Here is a 24,514-nt window from a genome sequence, read left to right on the forward strand (position 1 = left end):
ATGACCACCCCAGAGCGGCAGCGGAAGGTCACGATCATCTCCACCTGGCGGGAGTCGCCCCGGGCGGTGAAGACGCTGCTGGCCGGGGTCTTCGTCAACCGGCTCAGCGGCTTCCTGAACATCTTCCTGGTCCTGTACCTGACCTCGAAGGGACACTCGGCCGAGGCGGCCGCGTTCGCGCTGGGCGCGTACGGCGCCGGCGCGATGGTCGGCGTCCTCATCGGCGGATCCCTGACGGCCCGGATGGGCACGAGGAACACCACGATCGTCAGCATGGCGGGGTCGAGCCTGCTGATCGCGTCCCTGCTCTACCTCGACAGCTATGCCATGGTGCTGGTGGCCGTGGCGCCGGCCGGGCTGATGGGGCAGATGTTCCGCCCCGCCTCGGCCGTACTGCTGTCGCAGCTGACCCGGGACGACCGGCAGGTCATGGTGTTCGCCATGTCGCGGTTCGGGCTGAACCTCGGGGCCATGGCCGCGCCGCTGATCGGTTTCGGGCTGTACAACCTGGACGAGCAGCGCTACGACCTGCTGTTCCTGGGGGAGGCGCTGATCGCGCTGGTCTTCGCGGTCGTCGCGTGGGCCACGCTGCCCGCCCGCGACGAGCAGCACCCGGAGGCGGCCTCCGCCGGGACCGGGAGGAACGGCGGCTATCTCGCGGTGCTGCGGGATCGGCGGTACGTGGTGTTCCTGGTGTCGACCCTGGCGCACACCGCCGTCTACGGACAGTATCTGTCCACCCTGCCGCTGGACGTCGAGACCTCCGGCCTGGAGATCTTCTGGTACACGGTGGCCGTGTCGCTCAACGGCTTCGTGGTCATCGCCTTCGAGCTGCTGACCACGAAGTTGACGCAGAACTGGCCGTTCCGGGTGACGATCGGCCTGGGCTTCGCCCTCATGGGCGTCGGGATCGCGGTGTACGCGCTCCCGCTGACGCCCGCCGTCATCGTCATCGGCACCCTCGTCTGGTCGCTGGGGGAGATCGTCGGAGGCCCGGCGATCTTCGCCTATCCGGCCGTCATCGCCCCGGCCCGGCTGAAGAGCCACTACCTCGGCGGATTCCATTTCGTCTTCGGCCTCGGATCGGCGATCGGCCCGGTGGCGGGCGGCTGGCTGCTGGTCAGGCTCGGTCACGGCGTCTGGCTTCCCCTGGCGGCGGTGTCGCTGGCCGCCACCCTGCTCGTGCTGACCGCGATTCGCGACCCCCGCGGGTCCGGTGGGCGACCGGCGGGATCGGACGACCCCGGCGGCCCGGAACCCGTCGACGCCGGGACCGCCGCCTAAGCGGAGGCGCCGCCGGCCCGGCGGTCACGACCCACGCTCACCCATCCATCTGCCCGGAGGGGCCACTTCTCATGCCCGAAACCCTTGTCGGACAAGAAATCGCAGTGGTCGGCATCGGCTGCCGCTTTCCCGGAGCCGCGGGGCCCGCCGAGTTCTGGCGGCTCCTGCGTACGGGCACCGAGGCGGTCACCGTGTTCTCGGCCGCAGAACTGGCCGAGGCCGGAGTGCCGCGGGAGCTCATCGACGACCCGCACCATGTGCCGGCCGCCGGAGTGGTGGCCGGTTCCGACATGTTCGACGCCCGGCTGTTCGGCATCAATCCCAGGGAAGCGACCCTGATGGACCCGCAGCACCGGATCATGCTCGAGTGCGCGTGGGAGGCACTGGAGGACGGGGGGCGCGACCCCCGCGGCATCGAGGAGAGGGTGGGCGTCTTCGCCGGGTCCTACAAGAACGACTACCAGAGACTGCTCGGCCCGCTCACCGAGCCGTCCGAGCAGTTCCTCGCCGGGGTGTCCAACGACGCGGACTACCTGGCCACCAGGATCTCCTTCAAACTCGATCTCACCGGCCCGTCGGTGTCGGTGCAGACCGCCTGCTCGACCGCTCTCGTCGCGGTGCACCTGGCCTGCGAGTCGCTGCTGGCCGGGTCCTGCGACCTCGCGCTCGCCGGCGGGGTGACGATCCGCTCCGGGCAGTTCCCCGGCTACCGGTTCCATCGGGGCGGGATCTACTCGCCCGACGGCCACTGCCGGGCGTTCGACGCCGGCGCGGAGGGCACCGTGATCGGCGAGGGCGCCGGGCTCGTCGTGCTGAAGCGGCTGGCCGACGCCCTGGCTGACGGCGACCGGATTCGCGCGGTCATCAAGGGGTCGGCAGCGGGCAACGACGGCGCCGACCGGGTCGGCTTCTCCGCGCCCGGCGTGGCGGGCCAGTCCAGGATCGTGCGGGCGGCGCTGGAGCGCTCCGGGGTCGATCCGGACACCATCGGTTATGTCGAGACCCACGGGAGCGGGACGCCGCTGGGCGACAGGATCGAGATCGACGCGCTGACCCGGGCGTTCCGCGCCGCCGGATGGTCGGGCGGCACCCGCGCGATCGGATCGGTCAAGACCAACATCGGGCACACCCACGCCGCCGCGGGCATCGCCGGGCTGATCAAGACGATCCTGACCCTGGAGAACCGCGAGATCCCGCCGAGCCTGCACTTCACCGAGCCCAACCCGAGGATCGACTTCGCCGCCTCGCCGTTCCACGTCGCCACCGGGCTCACGCCGTGGCACACGGACGGCGTCCCGCGACGGGCCGGGGTGAGCTCCTTCGGCATGGGCGGCACCGGCGTCCATCTCGTGCTGGAAGAGGCCCCGCAGGTCCCGCAGGCCCCCCCGGCCCTGCCGGCTTCTTCGGCGGCTTCTTCGGCGGCTTCTTCGGCGGCCGAGCCGGAGCCGGAGGCGCGTCCGGGCTCCGCGCCGGCCTGGCACGTACTGCCGCTGTCCGCCGCGGACCCGCGTGCCCTGGAGGCGGCCACGGACCGGCTCGCCGACCACCTCGCCGCCGATCCCGGCGTCGAGATGGCCGCGGTCGCCCGGACCCTGCAGACCGGCCGGCACACCTTCGACCACCGCAGGGTGCTGGCGGTGCGAGGCCGTGACGACGCGGTCGAGACACTGCGCGACCGCACCCCCCGGCGTGTCCACACGCTCGGCTCGGCCGTGACCGCCCGGCGGGTCGCTTTCCTGCTGCCGGGGCTGGGCGAGCAGTACGAGAACATGGGCCTGGAGCTGTACGAGGCCGACCCCGTCTTCCGTGATCGGCTCGACCACTGCCTGGAGATCCTCGGGGAGCGCGCCGGCCTCGACCTGCGGCCGGTCCTGTTCACGCCGGAGCGGCGGGACCGGGGCGCGGAGAGAACCGGCCTGCGGGCGCTGCTCGGCCGGTCGGGACCGGAGCCCGGCCCGTCGGCGCTGGACGAGACCCGCCACGCCCAGCCCGCGATGTTCGCCGTCGAGTACGCGCTCGCGCAGGTGTGGCTGTCACGCGGCGTCCGCCCGGACGCGCTGATCGGCTACAGCCTCGGCGAGTACGTCGCCGCCACGCTGGCGGGGGTGTTCTCGCTGGAGGACGCGCTGTCGCTGGTGGCGGAACGGGCACGGCTGATCGGCGGGCTGCCCGGCGGCGCGATGCTCGCCGTGCAGCTGCCGGAGGAGGACGTGACCGGGCTGCTGGACGGGGAGACGTCCCTCGCCGCGGTCAACGGGCCCGACCTCTCCGTGATCGCCGGGCCGGATCGGTCGATCGCCGCCCTGCGTGAGCGGCTCGTGGCGGAGGGCGTCGCGGCCCGGCCGTTGCGCACCACCCACGCGTTCCACTCCACGATGATGGAGCCGATCCGCGCCGCCTTCACCGAACTCGTCGGGAGCGTCGCACGCAACCGCCCAGAACTGCCCTACCTGTCCAACGTGACGGGCGACTGGATCACCGACGCCGACGCGACCGACCCCGCCTACTACGCACGCCACCTGTGTGAGGCGGTCCGGTTCTCCGACGGGGTGCGCAGGCTCTGGGAGCAGCCGGGCCGGCTGCTCCTCGAGGTGGGGGTCGGCCAGTCGCTGGGATCGATGGCGCAGCAGGCCAGGCCTCGTACGGCCGACGCCGGGTCGCTGGTGCTCGGCTCACTGCCCGGCGCGGCCGAGCGGGACTCGGACGTGGCGGCCGTCGCGGCCACGACGGGCAAGCTCTGGCTGTGCGGCGTCGACGTCGACTGGGACGGCGTACAGCCCGGACGGCGCAGAGCGCCGCTGCCGACCTATCCCTTCCAGCGCCGCAGGTTCTGGCCGGCCGGCGGCCTCGCCGCGGCCGCGGCCGCGACGGGGGAGGACGACCGGGCCGCCGACGGCGCATCGGCCGGCGGGCGGCAGGAGCTCGCCGACTGGTTCCACGTCCCGCGCTGGGAGTCGCTGCCGCCGGCCTCCCCCGGCCGCCGCGCCGCCGGTGACGGTGACGGCACCGGTGGCGGGCCCGAGCGCTGGCTGCTCTTCGCCGACGACCTCGGCGTCGCCGAGCGGCTCGGCCTGGAGCTGGCGGGCCGCGGCGACGACGTGATCACGGTGCGGCGCGGCGCCGGGTTCGCCGCGACCGGCGAACGGTCGTACCGCATCGACCCCGGCGCCGACGACGACTACGTCGAGCTGCTCCGGCGGGTCAGGGCCGGCGGCGGCCCGCCGACCAGGATCGTCCACCTGTGGCTGGTCACCGAGCGGCCCGCCGACCCGACGGACCCCGCCGTGGTCGACGAGGTCACCCGGGACGGTTTCACCAGCCTGCTCGCGCTCGCCCGGGCGATCGGCAGGGAGACCCTCGCCGACGGCGTCGACGTCGCGGTGGTCTCCAGCGAGATGCACGCGATCGCCGACGGCGACGTGTCGCAGCCGGCGAAGGCCCTGGCGCTCGGGCCGTGCCGGGTGTGGCCGCTGGAGAATCCCGCGCTGACCTGCCGGAGCATCGACATCGGCCGCCCGGCGCCCGCGATCGCCGCGCGGCTCCTGGCCGAGCTGGACCGGCCCGTGGCGGCGGACACCGGCGCCGAGGTCGTGGCGATCAGGGGACGACTGCACCTGAGGCAGGAGTTCCATCCGGTCCGGCTCGATCACCCGGCCGAGCCCCGGCACTTCCGCGCCGGAGGCACCTACCTGATCACGGGTGGGCTGGGCGGGGTCGGCCTGTCCCTGGCCGGATACCTGGCCCGCCACGTGCGGGCGAACCTGGTGCTCGTGGGCCGGGCCGCCCTGCCGCCCCGGCAGGAGTGGGACCGCTGGGCGGACCGGCCCGAGGGCGACGCGGTCGCCGACCGGATCAGGGCCGTGCTGCGACTGGAGGAGGCCGGCGGCACGGTCATGGCGGCGGCGGCCGACGTCACCGACCCCGACCGGCTGGGCGCGGTCGTACGGCAGGCGGTCGAGCGGTTCGGCACGCTGCACGGCGTCGTACACGCGGCCGGGGTCCCCGGCGGCGGGCTCATCCAGCTGAAGGAGGCCGGGGCGGCCGAGGCCGTCCTGGCGCCCAAGGTGCGCGGCGCGCTGGCCCTGCGCCGGGCCTGCGCCGCGCTCCCGCTCGACTTCGTGATGCACTGCTCGTCCGGCATAGCGGTGAGCGGCGGCGTCGGCCAGGTCGACTACGCGGCGGCCAACGCCTTCCTGGACGCGCTGGCCCACCACGACGACGAAGCGGACGGCCCCGCGGTCGTCTCGATCAACTGGGACGCCTGGCAGGGGGTGGGCATGGCCGCCAGGACCATCGGCGACGGCGACCGGCCCAGGGAGACCCCGGTCCGCCATCCGTTCATCGAGCGGCGGCTGGCGAGCGCGGACGGCGGCTGCTTCGGCTACGTCGCGCACTTCGACGCCCGGGAGTCCTGGCTGGTGGACGAGCACCGCATGCTCGGCCGGCCGGTCGTCCCCGGGGTCGGGCACCTGGAGCTGGTCCGGGCGGCGTTCGCCGAGACCCGGCTCGCCCGGGGGCAGGGCCCCATCGACCCGGGCGACGAGGGCGTCGAGCTGTCGGAGGTCACCTTCTACACGCCGATCGTGATCCCGGAGGACGGGCGCAGGCAGGTGCGCGTCGTGCTCGAAGGGGACGGCGGCGGCCCGGAGGAGGACGGCGGCATGAGGTTCGCCGTCGTCAGCGCGCACCGCGACGCCTCCACCGGCGGGGAAGAACGCTGGCAGCTGCACTCGACCGGCCGGGTCGCCCGCCTCATCGGAGCCCGTCCGCGCCGCCTCGACATCGAGGCGCTGATCGACGGCTCCGGGCTGCGCGACATCGGCAGACCGGCGAACGACGGCCCGATGGGCTTCGGCGCCCGATCGCGGTGCCTCCGGCGGATGTACGTCGGGGACGGTGAGTTCCTGGCCCTGCTCGAGCTGCCGGAACGGTTCCGGGACGAGGTGGCGGAGCTGCCGCTGCATCCGGCGCTGATGGACATCGCCACCGCCTTCGTGGGCGTGCACCACGCGGCGGAGTTCAGGATCCCGATCTCCTACGGCCGGATCCGGATGTTCGCCCCGCTCACGTCCGTCGTCTACAGCCACCAGTCCTACCGCGACGGCGGCGACCGGGCCGGCAAGGAGACCGTGACCTCCGACGTCACGATCACCGACCTGGCGGGCCGCGAACTGCTCCACGCCGAGCGCTTCGTCCTGAAGCGGGTCCACGACCTGGAGGAGCGGCTCACCGTGGCGCAGGCGGCGACCCCCGGGCGGGTGGAGCTGTACGACCTGCCGGCGGGCCTCGACGACGTACGGGCGGACGGTGCGACGGGGGGCGGGCCGCCGGCCGGCTTCCTCCGTACGGCCCTCGACCACGGCATGTCCCCCGGGGAAGGAGCCGAGGTGTTCGGCCGGATCGTGGCCGCTGGGCTGACGCCCCAGGTGCTGGTCAGCACCCGTGACCTGGCGAGCGTGTTCGAGCAGGTGGCGCTGACCCGTACGACCGCTGCCGACGCCACGGCGGCGGGGGAGGACACCGGGACCGGGGGAGCCTCCCTGCACCCGCGGCCCGACCTGCTCACCCCCTACGAGGCGCCGAGGGACACCGTCGAGGAGCGGCTCGCCGCCGTGTGGCAGGACCTGCTGGGCGTGGAGAAGGTCGGCGTCCACGACGCCTTCACCGATCTCGGCGGCCACTCCCTGCTCGGGCTCCAGCTGGTGCCGCGGCTGCGCGAGGCGTTCGCGGTGGACCTGCCCATCGGAACGATCTTTGATGCGCGGACCCTCGCCGATCTGGCGGACGCCGTACGCGCGGCGGGCGGCGCGACCGAGGCGGCCTGACGGCCGCCTGTCCGACGGCGGCGTGTTCAACGGTCACCTGATCAACGGCGATCTGATCCGGACCTGATCCAGACCTGATTCAGACCTGATCCAGAGAGGACAACCATGCCGGACATCGGAGTTAGGACCATCGGCGTGATCGGCGCGGGCGTGATGGGCAGCGAGGTCGCCCAGGTGTTCGCCCAGGCCGGATTCGAGGTCGTCCTGGTGGACGTCACCGACGACGCACTGGAACGGGCGCGCCAGACGATCCTGCGCAGCCTCCGCTTCCAGCGGATGCTGGGCGCGCGTACGGGGCTGGCCGCCCCGCCGACCGTGGACCGGGCCGAGGTCCTCGGCCGCATCCGCTTCACCACCGATCTCGCCGACGTCGCCGACGCGGACTTCGTCGTGGAGAACGTCACCGAGGACTGGGACGTCAAACGGCCGGTGTTCGAGGGACTCGACGCCGTCTGCAAGCCCCACGTGGTCTTCGCCGTGAACACCTCGGTGATCCCGATCACCCGGGTGGGCGGCGTCACCGGGCGGCCCGACCGGGTCATCGGCGCGCACTTCATGAACCCGGTCTCGCTCAAGCCGATGGTGGAGGTGATCAGGGGATTCCACACTTCCGACGAGACCGTGCGGACCATGCTCGCCGTCCTGGCGGCGATCGGCAAGGAGGGGGTCGTGGTCGCGGACTCCCCGGGGTTCGTCTCCAACCGGGTGCTGATGCTGACCGTCAACGAGGCCGCCTACCTGGTCCACGAGAGGGTGGCCGAGGCGAGCGAGGTCGACCGGCTCTTCAAGGGCTGCTTCGGGCACGCGATGGGTCCGCTCGAGACCGCGGACCTCATCGGCCTCGACACGATCCTGCTGTCCGTCGAAGGCCTCTACCGGAGCTTCGGCGACAGCAAGTACCGCCCGTGCCCGCTGCTGAAGCAGCTCGTCGACGCGGGCCTGCTCGGCCGTAAGAGCGGTCGCGGCTTCCACACCTACGAGTAGGGATCACCGGCGGCGATGACCGGTAGAAGGGTGAACGCATGGACGAGATCAAGGCGAAGGTCAGGCAATTCCTGCGCGGATACTTCAAGGAGCACGACTTCGCGGACGAGGAGGACGTCTTCGCCTCCGGCTACGCGAACTCCCTGTTCGTGATGCAGCTCATCGCCATGGTGGAGCGCGAGTTCTCGCTGGTCGTGGCCGACGAGGACCTGGAGTTCGACAACTTCCGGTCCATCGAGGCGATCGCGCGGTTCGTCACCGCGAAGACCGTCGTACCGGCCGGAACCTAGGAGGCCGGGCATGGCGACGATCGCCGGCGTGCACTCGCTGGGCGAGGTGCGGACCAAGACGCTGAGCGAGTATCGGAGGTTCACCGAGACCGAGATCGCACCGTTCGCCGGGGAATGGGACCGCGCGGGACGGCTGCCCCGCGATGTGATCACCGCGATGGCGCGGGCGGGGCATCTCGGGGCGCTCGTTCCCGAGGAGTACGGCGGCAGCCGGCTCGGCCTGGTCGAGTTCGGCCTGCTCAACGAGGCGATCGGGCTGGGCTGCTCATCCGTGCGCAGCGTGCTGACCGTGCACAGCATGGTGTGCCGTTCCGTCGCACGCTGGGGGAACGCGGAGCAGCGTGCGCGCTGGCTGCCCAGGCTCGCCGCTGGAGAGTGGGTCGGCGCGTTCGGGCTCAGCGAGCCCGGTGCGGGCAGCGACGTCACGCTGATCGCCACGACGGCGCGGCCCGACGGCGACCACTACGTGCTGGACGGCACCAAGAAATGGATCACCTACGCCCAGGCGGCCGACGTCTTCCTGGTGTTCGCCGGATTCGAGGGGCGGTTCAGCGCCTTCGTCGTCGAACGGGACACGCCCGGGCTGACCGTGGTGCCGATCGACGGCATGCTCGGCACCCGGGCGTCGATGCTGGCCGAACTGCGCTTCGAAGACTGCCGTGTCCCCCGGTCGGCGCTGCTGGGCCGGCCCGGATTCGGGCTCGCCCCGGTGGCGAGCGACGCGCTGGACGTCGGACGCTACAGCGTCGCGTGGGGTTCCGTCGGCCTGGCGCAGGCGTGCCTGGAGACCTCACTCGGCCACGCCAGGGAACGCAGGCAGTTCGGCGCGCCGATCGCCGACCACCAGCTGGTCCAGCGGCTGCTCACCGACATGGCCACCACGGTCTCGGCCGCCCGGCTGCTGTGCCTGCAGGCCGGTGAGCTCGTGGCCGCGGGCCGCCCCGACGCGGTCGCGGCGGTGTGGATGGCGAAGTACTTCGCCTCCACCGGGGCCTTCCGCGCCGCCACCGACACCGTGCAGATCCACGGTGCGTACGGATGCGATCCGAGCGGGGCGCCCCAGCGGCTGTTCCGGGACGCCAAGGTCATGGAGATCATCGAGGGCAGCAGTCAGATCCAGCAGACGATGATCGCCCGGCTGATCCCCTGCGAGGAGGGATGACTGTGGGCAACGGCGGATCCGCCGCCAGGCGCAAGACCGTGAAATGCCTGGTCTGGGATCTCGACAACACCCTGTGGCAGGGAATCCTGCTGGAGAACGACGAGGTCAGGCCGGTTCCCGAGGCCGTGGCCGCCATCCGGGAGCTGGACCGGCGCGGCATCGTCCACTCGATCGCCAGCCGGAACGACCCGGAGGCCGCGCTGGCCAAGCTCCGCGAGTTCGGCCTGGAGGACTACTTCCTCTGTCCGCGGATCGGCTGGAACGCCAAGTCGGTGTCCCTGAAGGCGATCGCCGAGGACCTCAACATCGGCATCGACGCGCTGGCCTTCGTGGACGACCAGCCCTTCGAACGCGAGGAGGTGGCGTTCGCCCTGCCCGAGGTCCGCTGCCTCGACGCCACGGAGATCGCGACGCTCACCGAGCGGGCCGAGTTCACCCCGGACTTCGTGACCGATGACTCCCGGAACAGACGCCTGATGTACCGGGCGGATCGGGAGCGCAAGACCGCCGAGGCCGATTTCACCGGGGCGCAGGAGGCGTTCCTCGAGAGCCTGAACATGCGTTTCGCCATCACCGAGGCCACGGAGGACGACCTCCGGCGGGCCGAGGAGCTGACGCTGCGCACCAACCAGCTCAACACGACCGGCTACACCTACTCCTACGAGGAGCTCGACGCCTTCCGCACGTCGGACCGGCACCTGCTGCTCACCGCGGCGCTCGAGGACCGCTACGGCCCCTACGGCACCATCGGCCTCGCGCTGGTGGAGAAGGCCGAAGAGACGTGGACCATCAAGCTGCTGCTCATGTCGTGCCGGGTGATGTCGCGCGGTGTCGGCACGATCATGATCAACCACATCAAGCGGCTGGCGCGCGCGGCACGCGTACGGCTGCTGGCCGAGTTCGTCCAGACCGGTAGGAACCGGGCGATGCTCGTCACCTACCGGTTCAACCGGTTCTCCGAGGCCGAACGCCGCGACGACCTCGTCGTGTTCGAGGCCGATCTGTCCGGCATCCCCAGCGATCCGCCCTACGTGACGGTCACCGCTCCCGCGTACCACGCGCGGCAGCACACCCGGAGGAGTTGATCCGAATGGTTCAGACATCAGCCGAGCTCACACGAGTCACCAGCGAGTCGCTGCTCGACGCGACCCGCGCGGTCGTCGCCGGCGGCGGCAGCAGCAACATGCGCAACCTCGGCATCCAGACCCCCCTCGTGCTGGACCGGTCGGCGGGCTGCCGGATCTGGGACGTCGAGGGCAACGAGCTCATCGACGTGAACATGGGGTACGGCCCGCACCTGTTCGGCTACGCCGATCCGGATGTCCTCGGCGTGGTCGCCCAGCGGCTCAGGCTCGGCGCCATCACCGGCATCCCGCACCGTCTCGACCACGAGGCGGGCGAGCTGATCGCCGCGACCTTCCCGTCGATCGAGCAGGTCAGGTTCGCCAACTCCGGGACCGAGGCGATCACCTCGGCGCTGCGGCTGGCCCGGTTCACCACCGGCCGCGATCTGGTGGTCACCTTCGAGGGGCACTACCACGGGTGGAGCGAGACCGTCCTGCGCAAGGCGGCCATCACCGGCGGCGGTGCGGACCCGCACGGCGCCGTCCCCGGGGCGCCCGGCATGATCCCCTCGGCGCTCTCGTACACGCTCCAGCTGCCGTGGAACGACACCGAGGCCCTGGAGCGGCTGTTCGCCGAGCGCGGCGGCGAGATCGCCGCCGTGATCCTCGAACCGATCTGCGGCAACGCGGGGGTGGTCCACCCGCTGCCCGGATTCCTGGAGCGCATCGCCGAGCTGTCCGCATCGAACGGCGCGCTGCTGGTCTTCGACGAGGTCATCACCGGCTGCCGGGTGGCGCTGGGCGGCGCCCAGGAACTGCTCGGTGTACGGCCGGACCTGACGATCCTCTCCAAGGTCGTCGGCGGCGGCTTCCCGGTCGCCGCCTTCGGCGGCGGCAAGGAGATCATGGCGCCGCTCGCCCGCAACGAGGCGTTCCACGCCGGGGTGTTCTCGGGCAACCACGCGGCGGTCGCCGCCGTTGTGGCCATGCTCGGCAAGCTGCGCGACGATCCCTCGGTCTACGAGACCCTCGACCTGATCGGCGGTGAGCTGGAGCAGCGGCTGACCAAGACGTTCGTCGCTGCCGGCCGGCATGCCCGTGTCGTACGCGCCGGTTCGGTGATCTCGGTGGCACTCCTGACCGAGCGGCAGGACGGTGTGCCCGCCTACGACGCGGGCGTGCCCTTGATCGACTTCGCCGCGCACCGCCGCCTCCAGGACCTGTGCCAGCGGGCCGGGCTGTACTTCCATCCGAACCCGCTGGAGCCGTGGTTCCTCAGCGTGACGCACACCCCCGACGTGCTCGACCGGGTCGTCGGCACGATCGAGGAGTCGCTGTCCCGGCTCTAGGGAGTTCACGTGGCGAGTGTCCGAGCAGGAGCGGAATGAGTGGACTGACATGAGCATCGAGGCCATCGGCGAGGTGCTGCGCGAGGTGGGCGTGACGACCGCCGAGATCGCGGCGGAGGTCAGGTTGCGCGCGGACCTCGCGCTCGACTCGGTCGAGACGAGCGAGCTGGAACTGGAACTGGCGCACCGGTTCGGGCTCAAGATCGATCTTTGGGACGCCACGGACTATTCACTGGGCGAGCTGGCGGCGCTCATCACCCCGCCGGACCGAGGGAGCCCCGCCGAGCAGGGGATCTCGGCAGGACAGGAGACCCCGGCAGGACAGGGAACCGACGCGGAACAGGGGACCCCGGCGGATCGGACGAAGGAGTCCGGCCCGCCGTCCGGGTTCCCCCGCGTGCCGGACGACCGCGCGCGGCGATATCGCGAGGCGGGATGGTGGCGATCAGAGACGCTCGACGCCGTTCTGCTGCGGCACGCGCGCGGCCGTCCCGGCGCGTGCGCGCTCGTCGCCGGGGAGCGCCGGGTCACCTACGGCGAGCTGGCCGCCACGGTCGACCGGGTGGCCGGTCGGCTGAGGAGGATGGGCGTCCGTCCCGGCGACCCCGTCGTGGTCCAGCTGCCCAACTCGATCGAGTACGTCGTCCTCATGCTGGCGCTCATGCGGATCGGCGCCCCGCCGGTCCTGACGGGTGCCACGCTGCGGGAGTACGAGCTGGACCGGATCCTGCGGCTGACCCGTCCCCAGGCGGTCGCGGTGCCCGGCAGAACCCGCCGCTCCGACCACCTCGCCATGATCCGGGAGCTGCGGGACCGGCATCCGTACCTCACCAGGATCCTCGTGGCCGGCGGGAACGGCGAGGCCGGGCCGGATGAGAAGGGGCCGGATGAGGACGGGCCGGACGTCACCGATCTGGCACGGCTCTGCGAGACCGTAGGCGCCGAGGCCGGGGACGGGGCCGCGAGCGGGGACGGTGCCGGGACGGCCGGGGGAGCGGAAACAGCGGGGGGAGCGGAGGCGGGCGGGGGAGCCGATCCCGCCGGCGCCGCGCTGATGCTGCTGTCCAGCGGCACGACCGGGCCGTCCAAGGTGATCGTCCGCACCCACGAGGACTACGGCTACGTCGTCAGGTCCACCTCCGCCGTCGCCGGGATCTCCGCGGACACCGTCTACCTCGCGGTGATGCCGGCCACCCACACCTTCGTCCTCGCCTACCCGGGCGTCATGGGGACGCTGGCCGCGGGCGGCACGGTCGTGCTGGGCAGCGCGGAGGACCCGCGGCGGGTGCTGGACCTGATCCGGCGGGAGCGTGTGACGCACGTCGCCGCCGTTCCCGGGCTCGTCACCCAGTGGCTCGGCGTGCTCGGCACCGAGCGCTACGACCTGTCCAGCCTGCGGGTCCTGCAGGTCGGCGGCGCCCGGCTGGACCCGGCGCTGGCCGGCCGGGCGCGCCGGGCGCTGCCCTGTGTGGCTGGCCGGGCGCTGCCCTGTGCGATCCAGCAGGTGTACGGCATGAGCGAGGGGCTGGCCAACTTCACCCGGCTCGACGACCCGGACGAGATCGCCCTCGCCACCCAGGGGCGTCCGGCATCGCCCGGCGACGAGATCATGATCGTCGACGAGGACGAGCGGCCGGTCCCCGAGGGCGAGGTCGGGCAGCTCCTCACCCGTGGGCCCTCCACCGTCGCCGGCTACTACCGCGACGACGAGGCCACCGCGCGGGCCTTCACCCGGGACGGCTTCTACCGCACGGGAGACCTGGTCCGGCGGCGACCGGACGGCAACCTCGAGATCGCCGGACGGATCAAGAACCTGATCAACCGGGGTGGGGAGAAGATCTGCGCCGAGGAGCTGGAGGAGCTGGTGCGGCAGATGCCGGGGGTGGCCGCCGCCGGCGTCGCGCCCATGCCGCACCCGGTCTACGGTGAGATCGTCTGCCTGTTCGCCGTGCCGTCGGGGGACACCCCGCCCGGCCTCCGCGACGTCCGGCGGCATCTGGAGTCGTGCGGGCTGGCCCGCTACAAGCTGCCGGAACGGCTGGAGATCATCGACGAGCTGCCGCTGATCGGCGTCGGCAAGCTCGACCGCGGCGCACTCCGCGACCGGGTCACCTCCCTGACGAAGGCGGAGGCGGGATCGCCGACCGGCTGACCGGCGCCCGTCCCCACCCGGGCATCCGCGCCCACCGGGCATCCGCCTGCCCGCCCGGGCATCGTCCTCACCGGGAAATCGGCGCCCGTCGCGCACTCGCCCATCTGAACACCTGTGCCCATCCGGACACCTCTGCCCTCCGGACACCTGTGCCCATCTGAACACCTGTGCCCATCCGAACGCCTTCGCCCTCCGGACACCTTCGCGCGTCGCGGCCCCGGAGCCTTCGCATCACCGGGCTCCGGGGCCGCGCCGTGTCCCGGCCGGCCACGCACCCCTGATTACCCCCACCAAAGAGGTCACCCGACCACGGGAAGGTGAGAACCATGTCGTTGTCAGAGAAGGCCCTGTTGACGATGGAGCAGCGCCGCAGGTTCGCGGAGAAGCCGAACGTCGGCGGCGGGAACCTGCTCACGTCGGCGATCGAGGCGAACCCGCACCCGGACGTGCCCTTCATCCACTCGGGCAGACCGCTGACCGGCACCGACGGTCTGCCGCGGAGCGACTTCAGCCTGCTGGACCTCGACCATCTGGCGCAGAGCTGGTCGGTGTGGTACCTCAACCGGGGCGTGGTCCCGCGCGACCGGGTCGCGATCTACATGAAGGACTTCTTCGCCTACTCGGTGCACTACTACGCGCTGGCCCAGATCGGCGCCGTCGCCGTACTCGTCAACAGCAACTCCCCGCGGGAGATCGCCGCCTCCCTGATCGACCAGACGAGCCCGGTCGGCCTCTACACCGACCGCGCGCACCTGCGTGAGCTCGGCGACGAGATCGAGCGGCTGCCCAGCCTGCGCTGGATCCAGCTGGAGGAGGAACTGCCGGCGCCCCCGGCCGCCGTGCTGACGCAGGAGGGACGCTACCGTCACGCGCCCGAGGACCCGGTCTCGATCCTGCACTCGTCGGGCACGACGGGCCGGCCCAAGCCGGTCGTCCAGACGCACAGGTCGAGCACGGCCGGACCGAGGTTCCGGCTCACTCAGGAGGACCCGACCCTGGTCACCCCGGGTGCCGTGATGCTCGCGGCGATGCCCCAGTCGCACCTGGGCTGCATCCACTACATGACGTACGCCATCTTCGCCGGCACCCCGATCGTGCCGCTGTACGACCCGACCGGTGCGGAGATGGTGGCCGCCATCCGCGAGTATCAGCCGACCGCGGTCATGGCCTTCGGCCACGCCTGCGCCGACCTGGCCGCGCTCGACCTCCCCCCGGGCACGCTCGACTCGGTCGGTCAGTGGGTCACCACCGCCGACGCCGTCCACGAGGCGCACATGATGAAGCTCCTCGCCCGGCGCAGCCCCGAGCTGCCGCCGTCCTCCTTCCTGGACCGGCTCGGCACCACGGAGCTGGGCTGGGCCGTCCTGCTGAAGGTGCGGACGCTGCGGTCCGAGCGGCACGACCGCTGCGTCGGCAAGCCGGTCGGGGTCTCCCTGGTCGCCGTACTGCGCAAGGACGGCAGCCTGGCCGACACGCACGAGATCGGACTGCTCGGCGCCCGGGGGCCGGCGATCACGGCGGGCTACTGGAACGACTCCGACACCACGTATCGGAGCAGGCTCGGCGGCTACTGGCTGACAGGCGATGTGGTCTATCGGGACGAGGAGGACAACTACTTCCACGTCGACCGGGCGCAGGACACCATCGAGACGGCGCACGGCCCCGGCTACTCGGTGCTCATGGAGGAGGCCATCCTCAGCGACGTACCGGAAGTCCTCGACTGCGCGGTCGTCGCCGGCGACCTCGACGGCGAGACCGTGGCCGTCGCCGTCATCACCTCCGAGGCCAGGGGCGTCGACCCGCTGAAGCTGCTCAGGCAGGCGAACGAGGTGCTGCGGCGGGCCGGATATCCGCGCCTCACGATGCTGGAGGTCGCCGACTCGCTCCCCGTCGGCGTGACGGGCAAGGTGCTCAAGCGCCGGCTCAGGGAGAAGTACGGCTCGCTGTCCGACTACATCGAGAACAGCGAGCCGGGAGCCCTGGCCGTGCTCCCCGGCGTCGCCGCGGCGTGAACCCGGCCGCCCCACCGGTCATCGCCCGGCCCGGCGCGCGGGAGGGACAGGTGTGGGTGTGGTGGGCCGGGACGGACACCGCCGTCACCCACCGTGACCTCGTGGCCGGACTCATGAACGAAGCGGAGCGCGACCGGTACGGCGCCATGCGCAGACTGGAGGCACGCGACCGGTTCGCGGTGGGCTGTGCGCTGATGCGGGTGGCGTCGGCCCGTCACCTCGGCGTGGCGCCGGCGGCCGTACGGATCGAACGGGACTGCCCTGACTGCGGCGGACCCCACGGAAAGCCGCGGATCGCGGGGAGCGGCACACCGGAGATCTCCCTGACGCACGCGGGCGCGTACGTCGTCTGCGCCGTCGCCTGGGGCGGCCGGGTCGGGGTGGACGTCGAGGACGGGGCCCGCCTCGTCGACTGCGACCTGCTGGCCGGAAAGATCCTCGGGCCGGAGGAGGCGGAGGTGTACGGCCGGCTGCCGGAGCGGGAGCGTCCGGCCGCGCTCGTGACGTACTGGACCAGGAAGGAGGCGGTGCTCAAGGCCACCGGAGACGGGCTGCGGGTGCCCATGCGGGCGCTGACCGTGTCCGGCCCGGCCGATCGGCCGCGGCTGCTCGACTGGGCTGGAGGGGACCGGGTTGGAGGGGACCGGGTTGGACGAGGCCGGGCTGTGCGCCCCGAGCCGATGGAGGAGGTCGCCATGTGGACCCTGCGGGGGCCGGAAGGGATGGAACTCGGCCGCACGACCGGTGCGCTGGCCGTGCTCGGCGCATCGCCGTCCCGGGTGGTCGAGATCGACGCGGGTCCGGCGATGGCGGCCTTCGGCGCGGAAGGCGTCCGCTGAGGCGAGAGCCGAGGTGGGGAAGAGAGTCGCTGAGGCGGCCGGCCGCCGTCACCCGCGGCCGCGCACCTTCTGCTCGACGTGGATGTGCGGATCGGTCTCACTCATCCGCGTCCGCACCTCCGCCCGAGTCGTCCCGAAAATCAGGCTAATGCGTCTGTGATCCATCGGGCCGGTCGGGCCGCTCGCGATCGGTGACCATGTCGCCGACGGCACGGTGCACGACGCGTGGGCGTCGTCGAGAGAACGGGCGGGACTCCGTGAAACCGGAGTCCCGCCCCTTTTTGCGTTGTCCGCCCAGTCCGGCGCCCAGTCCGGCGCCCTGCTCGGCGCCCTGCTCGGCGGGCTGCTCGGCGGGCTGGGCGGCGGGAGGCGTGGCCGCGTGTCCGGCCTGCCGGCCGGCGGCTTCGGCGATGTTCCCCGGCATGCGGCCGAAGATCAGTCCGTGGAACGGGGTGATGCCCCACCAGTACAGGTGGCCGAGCAGGCCGTGCGGATGGAAGATCGACCGCTGGCCGTACACGCTGCCTCCGTCGGCCCTCCGGCAGGTCAGCTCCAGCCAGGCCAGCCCCGGCAGCCGCATCTCGGCACGCAGCCTGAGCAGGGAGCCGGGCACGACCTCCTCCACCCGCCAGAAGTCGAGGGCGTCGCCGACGCGGAGCCGGTAGGGGTCGCGCCGTCCTCTGCGCAGGCCGACGCCACCCAGGAGACGGTCGAGGAAGCCGCGGATCCGCCAGGCGACGGGCAGCGAATACCACCCGTTGTCCCCGCCGATGCCCTCGATCACCCGCCACAGATGTTCCGGTGGGGCGTCGACGGCCCGGTGCCGCTCGTCCACGTACAGATCGCCGCCGGCCCAGTCGGGGTCGCTGGGCAGCGGATCGCTCGGGGCTCCGGGGGTGGAGGCCGACGACCAGCGGGTGGCGACGCCGGCTTCCTTGATGCGGCGGAGGGCGAGCCGTACGGCCTGCTCGAACCCGATCAGTCCCTCGGGCGGGTCGGGAACGTGACGGGCGATGTCGTGCTCGCGGCAGATCGTCTCGTTGCGCAGCGACTCCACCAGCGGACGGGCCACGCTCGCGGGGACCGGGGTGACGAATCCCACCCAGTAGCTGGCCAGGCGTGGGGTCAGCACGGGCAGCGGGATGATCAGCCGGGGCGGCAGCCCGGCGACGGCGGCGTATCCGCGCATCATGTCTTGATAAGTCATGATGTCGGGGCCGCCGATGTCGAACTCCCGATGCACCTCCTTCGGCAGTTCGGCGCACCTCACGAGGTAGCGCAGCACGTCACGGATCGCGATCGGCTGGGTCCGGGTGCGCACCCAGGCGGGGGTGGTCATGGCGGGCAGCCGCTCGGTGAGGTAGCGCAGCATCTCGAACGACGCCGATCCCGAGCCGATGATCATCGCGGCGCGGAGCACCGCCGTGGGGACGCCGGAGCCGAGTAGGATCCGCGCCACCTCGCCTCTGGAGCGCATGTGCGGTGAGGGATCGCTCGCCGGGGTGAGGCCGCCGAGGTAGACGATGCGGCCCACCCCCGCGTCCTCGGCCGCCGCGGCGAAGGTCGTCGCCGCCGTGTGGTCCTGGCTGGCGAAGTCGCCCGCCGAGCCCATGGTGTGGATCAGGTAGTAGGCGACGTCGACGCCTTCGAGCGCGGCCCTGGTCTCGGCGTAGTCCGTGGCGTCGGCCTTGCAGATCTCCACGCGGTCGTGCCAGTCGTGGTCGCGGAGCCGACGGGGAGTGCGGGCCATGCAGCGTACGGCATGGCCGGCGTCGAGCAGCTCCGGCACCAGCCGCCCGCCGATGTAGCCCGTCGCCCCGGTCACCAGACAGCGGAGCACGTGAATCACCCCCCGAGCCCGATCGCCTAGTCGCCGCCGGTCGCCGCGGGCGTCGTCCGGTTCCGCCGCCACAGGGAGGCGTTCAGGGCCGTGGCGAACACCGTCCACCCGGCGTAGGGCGTCAGGAGCAGCCCGGCCGGGCGGTCGGCGGCCAGGGCACGGCGGATGAGGACCAGGTTGGACGCGTTGAGAGCGAGGAGTTCGGCCAGGGCCAGACGCGGGGCGCGGAGGCGGAAGAACAGCACCGGCCAGGCGGCGTTGAAGAGCAGGTTCGCGGCCAACGCGCGACTCAGCGCCGCACGTTGCCCATCGTCGCCGTGCGCCGAGGCACGGGCGCCGCCATAGACGATCAGCGCGTACAACGGTGTCCAGACCAGGCCGAAGGCCCGCTCGGGCGGCTGCCACGGAGGCTTGCGCAACCGCCGATACCAGGCCGAGCCGGGGTTCGCGGCCCACCTGCCGGTGAGTGCGGCGGCGCCCACCGCCAGCGCCGTCTTCAGAATCGTTCCCGGGGCGTCGATGACGTGTGAGCCCATGTCGTGCCGATCCCGTCAGTCGAGAAGCCGGTGCGAGAGCCCGGCGGTCAGCGGACAGCAGCGCGCCGCCTGAGTGGCCGTGCCCGCTGTGCCGTCCGTTAACCCCCTGTCCGGCTCCGGCCCCGCCTCATTGACGGAGGTGCCGCCGCATCCTGCGGCTGGAGCAGGAGGTCGCCCGGCTCGAAGCCGAGCTGGCCGAGATGCGGCGCCGGCCGGGGGAGCGGTAGTCCGGCGCACCTGCGCGTCCGGCGGGGCGTCGGCATCGGAATACTGGATGTGTGGACACCGTGATTGTGCTGTTCACCAGGGATCTGCGGGTGCACGATCATCCGGCGCTGTCGGCCGCGTGCGAGCGCGGTGGTCGCGTTGTGCCACTGTTCGTCCTGGATCCCGCGGTGCCCGCGGGCTGCCGGGCCGGTTTCCTGCTCGACTGCCTGGCCGACCTACGCGAGTCGCTGCGGGCCCGGCACGGTGACCTGATCGTGCGGCGGGGCGATGTCGTGGCCGAGACGATGCGGCTGGTCCGCGAGGTCGAGGCCGGCGCGATATTCGCCGGTGGCGACGTCAGCGAGCTCGGCCGCACACGGGAGCGCCGGTTCGCCGGCGAACGGATCGACTTCCGCCTCTTTCCCGGCCTGACGGTCGTCCCTCCCGGTGCGCTGCGACCATCGGGCGGAGGGGAGCACTACCGGGTTTTCACGCCCTACTGGCGGGCGTGGTCCGGCTGGACACGCCGAGCGGTGCTCGCGGCGCCGTCCCACGTTCCGCTGCCGCCCGGCCTGGTCGCCGGGGACCTGCCGGGCCCTTCACCGCATCCCGCTGCGCGGGGCGGGGAGTCGGCGGCTCGAGCCCGCCTGAAGTCCTGGTCGTCGCAGGGGCTGGACGGTTACGCCGACGGGCGCGACGACCTCGCCGGCGACCGCACCTCGCGGCTGAGCCCGTACCTGCGTTTCGGATGCCTGTCCCCGCTGGAACTCGCCGCGGCGGCCGGCGATCGCCAGGAGTTCGTCCGGCAACTGTGCTGGCGTGACTTCTTCCACCAGGTGACCCTGGCGTTCCCGCGGATCAACCGGGACGACTACCGGCCACGCCCCAGGCGGTGGCGCGACGACGCGCACGCGGTGGAGATGTGGAAAGCGGGCATGACCGGCGTCCCGATCGTGGACGCGGGCATGCGCCAGTTGCTCGCCGAAGGCTGGATGCACAATCGGGCACGCATGATCGTCGCTGACTACCTCGTCAACCACCTGGGCGTGGACTGGCGGACGGGGGCCCGGCACTTCTTCGACCTGCTGCTCGACGGGGACGTGGCGAACAACTCGGGCAACTGGCAGTGGGTCGCCGGCACCGGAAACTCCACCCGCCCAGGACGCCGGCTCAACCCCGTCCGGCAGGCCGCCCGGTTCGACCACGACGCCGCCTACATCCGCCGGTACGTCCCGGAGCTGGCCGGCCTGCCCACGCCCGAGGCGCGTACGCCCTGGCGCCTGTCCAGGCAGGTCGCCGGCTATCCGGCCCCGATCACCCCTGTCGACTGACCTTCCGGTCGGCCCTCGCGTTCCCGCGTTCAGCGGAGGGCGGGCGCACGGGTGAGCTGTGCGAGGGAGACGGCGACAGAACCCTTCCGCGTGGACCAAAGATGGGATGACTCTCCGCGGCCACGTCGCGCCCAGGGGATGAATGAGGAAGGCAAGGCGCACACCTCGCGGTCGCCATGCCGGCGCCCGGCCCTCTGCCGGTGAAAGTTTCAGCCGATTTCCGCGCGAATCGTCGGCCGTCCTGTGATCCGGGGCCAGGCTACCGGGCGCGTGCGATTGTTTCTTGACCCAACACATCAGACGTCATACGTTGTACGAAAATCGAGCCTACTCATGGGATGTCCTCCGGACAACCCGATCGCGTTCTCGCCTTCGGAGGCACCCTCTTGACCGCATGCCCTGCATCAGGGTGTCCGGCGAATGGCGGCCGTACCGCGGCGGCGGACCAGCCGTGGCGGCACAGCCGGCACTCGGCCGCGAGTATCACCCCCCGACTCGCCATCAGGAGCTTCAATGAGCGTGCCGCTGAACCGTGACGCTTCACCACCACCACCACGGCGGCGGCGACCGTCGACGTCGCCGCGCTTTCTGCGGCGATCTTCGCCGACCGAGCGGCGACGTCCCGGCGACGAGCCTGCCGAGGCCCGCGTTCCAGGGCGATCGCCGCGTATGGCGTGAGGGTGGCCGGCCCCTCGGCTCCCACGGTGCACGGCCCTTCTATCGACGTCCGCGACAGCAAGACAAAGGCGCCCCGCCCGCGCGATGGCACATCCCGATGAGTTCTGTCACGGCGGGGTGATTTCGCGGCGGAAATGTGCTCGGAACCAGCGAAAGGAACAGAGCGTGAAGTCAGCCCTGTCCACCACTGAGAAGGCGTTAGCAGCGCTCGCGGTGTTCGTCGCCGCCGTGTTGCTGCCGGCCTCAGGTAGTACCCCGGCCTCGGCGGCGACCCAGGCGACCTACTACGTCGCCCCCGACGGCAATGACGCCAACCCGGGGACGATCACATCACCGTTCAGAACCCTGCAGCGCGCGAGGGACGTCGTTCGCACGGTGAACGCCAACATGTCAGGCGACATCTACGTGTACCTCCGCGGGGGGAACTACCCGGTCGGCAGCACAATCGACTTCACGCCGGCCGACTCCGGCACGAATGGTCACCGGGTCATATACGCCGCGTACCAGAACGAGACGCCGATCCTCAGCGGAGGCGTCCAGGTGACCGGATGGACGCAGCACAGCGGCAACATCTGGAAAGCCCCGCTGAATCGCACCAACAAGCTCCGTGCGCTCTATGTCAACGACAAGCGGGCGCACATGGCGTCCAAAACGATAAGCTCGCTGGGGTGCTACGGAAACTACACCATCACGGCGGGGCAGGCCTCCTGGGCGTGGGAATCGGGTTCGCAGTGCGCGGGGGCGAAATACAATCCGAGTGATTTTCCCGCCGTCGCCGCCAACCAGGACGACATCGAAATAGAGACGTCGACGACCTGGACCACGGCCATCGTGGGAGTCCGGCAGGTCACCTCTGACGGCTCCAATCGCGTAGCCCTGTTCCAGCAGCCGGGAGCGGCCATCGCCCAGGGCGCCTTCAACGGGAACGCCCAGATCGGCGGCACCCACAAGGTCATGAACGCCTACGAGTTCCTGGACGCGCCGGGCGAGTTCTACTTCGACAAGTCGAGCAAGACCTTGTACTACTACAAGGCAGGCTCGGAGGACATGACGAACGCGGCGGTCTGGGCACCGAACAACGTGTCCACCCTCATCAAGGTCGCCGGCACCTCCACGAGCAGCCGCGCCCGCAACATCACGTTCTCCGGCCTCACGGTCCAGCACTCCGACTGGAACCTGTTCAACGTGGCCGGCTCGGTGCTCAAGCAGGCCCAGCAGGGCAATCTCGGCGCGCTCGCATACGCCAGGCAGAACTTCCACGCCTACTACTACCGCAATGTCGACCTGGCGCCGGGCATGATTCAGATCGAGAACGCCGACGGGCTCGTGCTGCAGAACAACCGGATACAGCACACCGGCGTCGACGGAATCAGCATGGCCAACGACGTGGTGAACACGCAGCTGATCGGGAACTACACCAACGACATCGCCGGATCCGCCATCTCGGTCGGCCACCCCCAGCATGTCTACATCGGGGACTACACCTCCGCCAATCGCGAGAAGTATCCCGTGGGGGTCGAAGGAGCGCCCAAGAACATCGAGATCAAGAACAACTACATCTACGACAGTGCCGTGTTGTTCAACGGGCACAGCCCCATTTCGGCGTACTTCGCCGACGGCCTGTCCATCCAGCACAATCGCATCGAGAAGACCCCGTGGTCCGGTATAACGCTCGGCTGGGGGTGGTGGAACTTCGACGGATCGTCAGGCTCGATCGCGCCCAACCGGCCGACCACCACGGCGAAGAACAACACCATCAGCCACAACCACATCATCGACACGGTGCAGCGCCTGAGCGATACGGCTCCCATTTACACGCTGGGCAGCCAGCCGGGAACCACGATCACCGACAACTATCTGCAGGGCGTTCCGTCCGGACACAAGTACGGACTCCACCCGGACGAGGGCTCCGCGTACATGACCTTCCGCGACAACGTCCTGAGCGTGGACAAGAACGTCACGTGGCTGATCAACTCCGATGACTTCGGGCGGAAGCACGACCTGAGCATCACGCAGACGTACGGGCCCATCAACAAGGTCTCCAACAAGAACCTGCCGAACAGCACGGTCCAGGACATCCTCGTATCCTCCGACTACGTCTGGCCGTCGCAGGCCTACGGCATCGCCGTGAACTCCGGACTCGAGGACGCGTACAGAAACATCATCCCGCAGAGCAATCTTTCTCTGCCGGATTACGTCCTGCCCGCCAGCACGTTCGTCGGCGCCGGTGTGACCTCGATTCCGATCCGCAGCACCGGCGATGCGAGCAAGACGGTCTGGCTGGCCCCGTCGGGCACGACCTCCTTCGCCGCCGGCAACACGATGACCCGGGCGGACGGAACCGCGACCTCCATCGCCGTTCCGACGTCGACCGGTGAGTATCGGCTCTACGTCGTCGACGCCCAGGGCAACCGATCGGCTGAGTCGAAATCGCTCGTCAGGCAAGGAAACGGCAGCGGAGGCGGCCAGCAGAACGTCATGATCGTGGGCGGCCAGTCAGGTCGATGCGTGGACGTCACCGGCGCCTCGTCGACCAACGGCGCTCAGGCGCAGCTGTGGGACTGCCACGGGCAGACCAACCAGCGGTGGACGTACACGTCGGGCAAGCAGCTGCAGGTGTTCGGCAACAAGTGCCTGGACGCCTACGGCCAGGGCACCTCGAACGGCACCCAGGTGATCATCTGGGACTGCAACGGACAGACCAACCAGCAGTGGAACCTCAACTCCAACGGCACCATCACCGGTGTCCAGTCCGGGTTGTGCCTGGACGCCAACGGGGCCGGCACCGCCAACGGCACGAAGCTCATTCTGTGGTCGTGCAACGGCGGCACCAACCAGCAGTGGAGCCTGCGCAACTGATGTGAGGCTTCTCCCGGGCCGCGGGCGGTCGCATGCACCGTCCGCGGCCCGCCGTATCGACGGCCGGGCTTCCACCCGGCGGCACCCGCATCCACTTCGATG

Annotated in this window: 14 protein-coding genes; 12 read left to right on the forward strand and 2 right to left on the reverse strand. The window is 71.1% G+C overall.

What is annotated here, in order from left to right:
* The 10 genes from ACQP1K_RS06660 to ACQP1K_RS06705 all read left to right on the forward strand — a co-directional run bounded on the left by ACQP1K_RS06660 (window position 1) and on the right by ACQP1K_RS06705 (window position 16,961).
* A complete protein-coding gene (locus tag ACQP1K_RS06660) occupies window positions 1–1,284 on the forward strand; it encodes an MFS transporter (protein ID WP_433499990.1) in 1,284 nt (427 codons plus the stop codon).
* A 71-nt stretch (window positions 1,285–1,355) separates the two neighbouring features.
* Window positions 1,356–7,109, forward strand: coding sequence for an SDR family NAD(P)-dependent oxidoreductase (locus ACQP1K_RS06665; RefSeq protein ID WP_433499991.1), 5,754 nt, complete (start codon window positions 1,356–1,358; stop codon window positions 7,107–7,109).
* Window positions 7,110–7,214: 105 nt separating this feature from the next.
* On the forward strand, window positions 7,215–8,093 hold the full coding sequence (locus ACQP1K_RS06670) for a 3-hydroxyacyl-CoA dehydrogenase family protein (protein WP_433499992.1): 879 nt from the start codon (window positions 7,215–7,217) through the stop codon (window positions 8,091–8,093).
* Between the two features lie 38 nt (window positions 8,094–8,131).
* Window positions 8,132–8,383 carry an acyl carrier protein gene (locus ACQP1K_RS06675; protein ID WP_433499993.1) on the forward strand — a complete coding sequence of 84 codons (252 nt, stop codon included), beginning with the start codon at window positions 8,132–8,134 and terminating at the stop codon, window positions 8,381–8,383.
* Between the two features lie 10 nt (window positions 8,384–8,393).
* A complete protein-coding gene (locus ACQP1K_RS06680; protein ID WP_433499994.1) occupies window positions 8,394–9,545 on the forward strand; it encodes an acyl-CoA dehydrogenase family protein in 1,152 nt (383 codons plus the stop codon).
* Window positions 9,542–10,630: an HAD-IIIC family phosphatase gene (locus ACQP1K_RS06685; protein WP_433499995.1), complete on the forward strand. Its 1,089-nt coding sequence runs from the start codon at window positions 9,542–9,544 to the stop codon at window positions 10,628–10,630. The genes ACQP1K_RS06680 and ACQP1K_RS06685 overlap by 4 nt, the downstream gene beginning before the upstream one ends.
* A 5-nt stretch (window positions 10,631–10,635) precedes the next feature.
* Entirely contained in the window at window positions 10,636–11,958 is a 1,323-nt protein-coding gene (locus ACQP1K_RS06690; protein ID WP_433499996.1) for an aspartate aminotransferase family protein, read from the forward strand.
* Between the two features lie 49 nt (window positions 11,959–12,007).
* Window positions 12,008–14,110, forward strand: coding sequence for an AMP-binding protein (locus tag ACQP1K_RS06695; protein WP_433499997.1), 2,103 nt, complete (start codon window positions 12,008–12,010; stop codon window positions 14,108–14,110).
* A 326-nt stretch (window positions 14,111–14,436) separates the two neighbouring features.
* Entirely contained in the window at window positions 14,437–16,122 is a 1,686-nt protein-coding gene (locus ACQP1K_RS06700; protein ID WP_433499998.1) for a class I adenylate-forming enzyme family protein, read from the forward strand.
* A complete protein-coding gene (locus ACQP1K_RS06705; protein WP_433499999.1) occupies window positions 16,119–16,961 on the forward strand; it encodes a 4'-phosphopantetheinyl transferase family protein in 843 nt (280 codons plus the stop codon). Before ACQP1K_RS06700 ends, ACQP1K_RS06705 begins: the two co-directional genes overlap by 4 nt.
* A 145-nt stretch (window positions 16,962–17,106) precedes the next feature.
* Here ACQP1K_RS06705 and ACQP1K_RS06710 read toward each other — a convergent pair whose 3' ends face one another.
* Window positions 17,107–18,810: an SDR family oxidoreductase gene (locus ACQP1K_RS06710; protein WP_433500000.1), complete on the reverse strand. Its 1,704-nt coding sequence runs from the start codon at window positions 18,808–18,810 to the stop codon at window positions 17,107–17,109.
* 17 nt (window positions 18,811–18,827) lie between these two features.
* Window positions 18,828–19,337 carry a TspO/MBR family protein gene (locus ACQP1K_RS06715; protein WP_433500001.1) on the reverse strand — a complete coding sequence of 170 codons (510 nt, stop codon included), beginning with the start codon at window positions 19,335–19,337 and terminating at the stop codon, window positions 18,828–18,830.
* Between the two features lie 278 nt (window positions 19,338–19,615).
* On the opposite strand from ACQP1K_RS06715, the gene ACQP1K_RS06720 reads away from it, so the two are divergent.
* On the forward strand, window positions 19,616–20,875 hold the full coding sequence (locus tag ACQP1K_RS06720) for a cryptochrome/photolyase family protein (protein ID WP_433500002.1): 1,260 nt from the start codon (window positions 19,616–19,618) through the stop codon (window positions 20,873–20,875).
* Window positions 20,876–21,718: 843 nt separating this feature from the next.
* Window positions 21,719–24,412 (forward strand): ricin-type beta-trefoil lectin domain protein, encoded by a 2,694-nt coding sequence (locus tag ACQP1K_RS06725; protein WP_433500003.1) that lies wholly within the window; start codon window positions 21,719–21,721, stop codon window positions 24,410–24,412.
* Window positions 24,413–24,514: the final 102 nt, after the last annotated feature.

Origin of the sequence: Sphaerimonospora sp. CA-214678 (assembly GCF_050942215.1) — a bacterium.
Taxonomy (GTDB): Bacteria; Actinomycetota; Actinomycetes; order Streptosporangiales; family Streptosporangiaceae; genus Sphaerimonospora.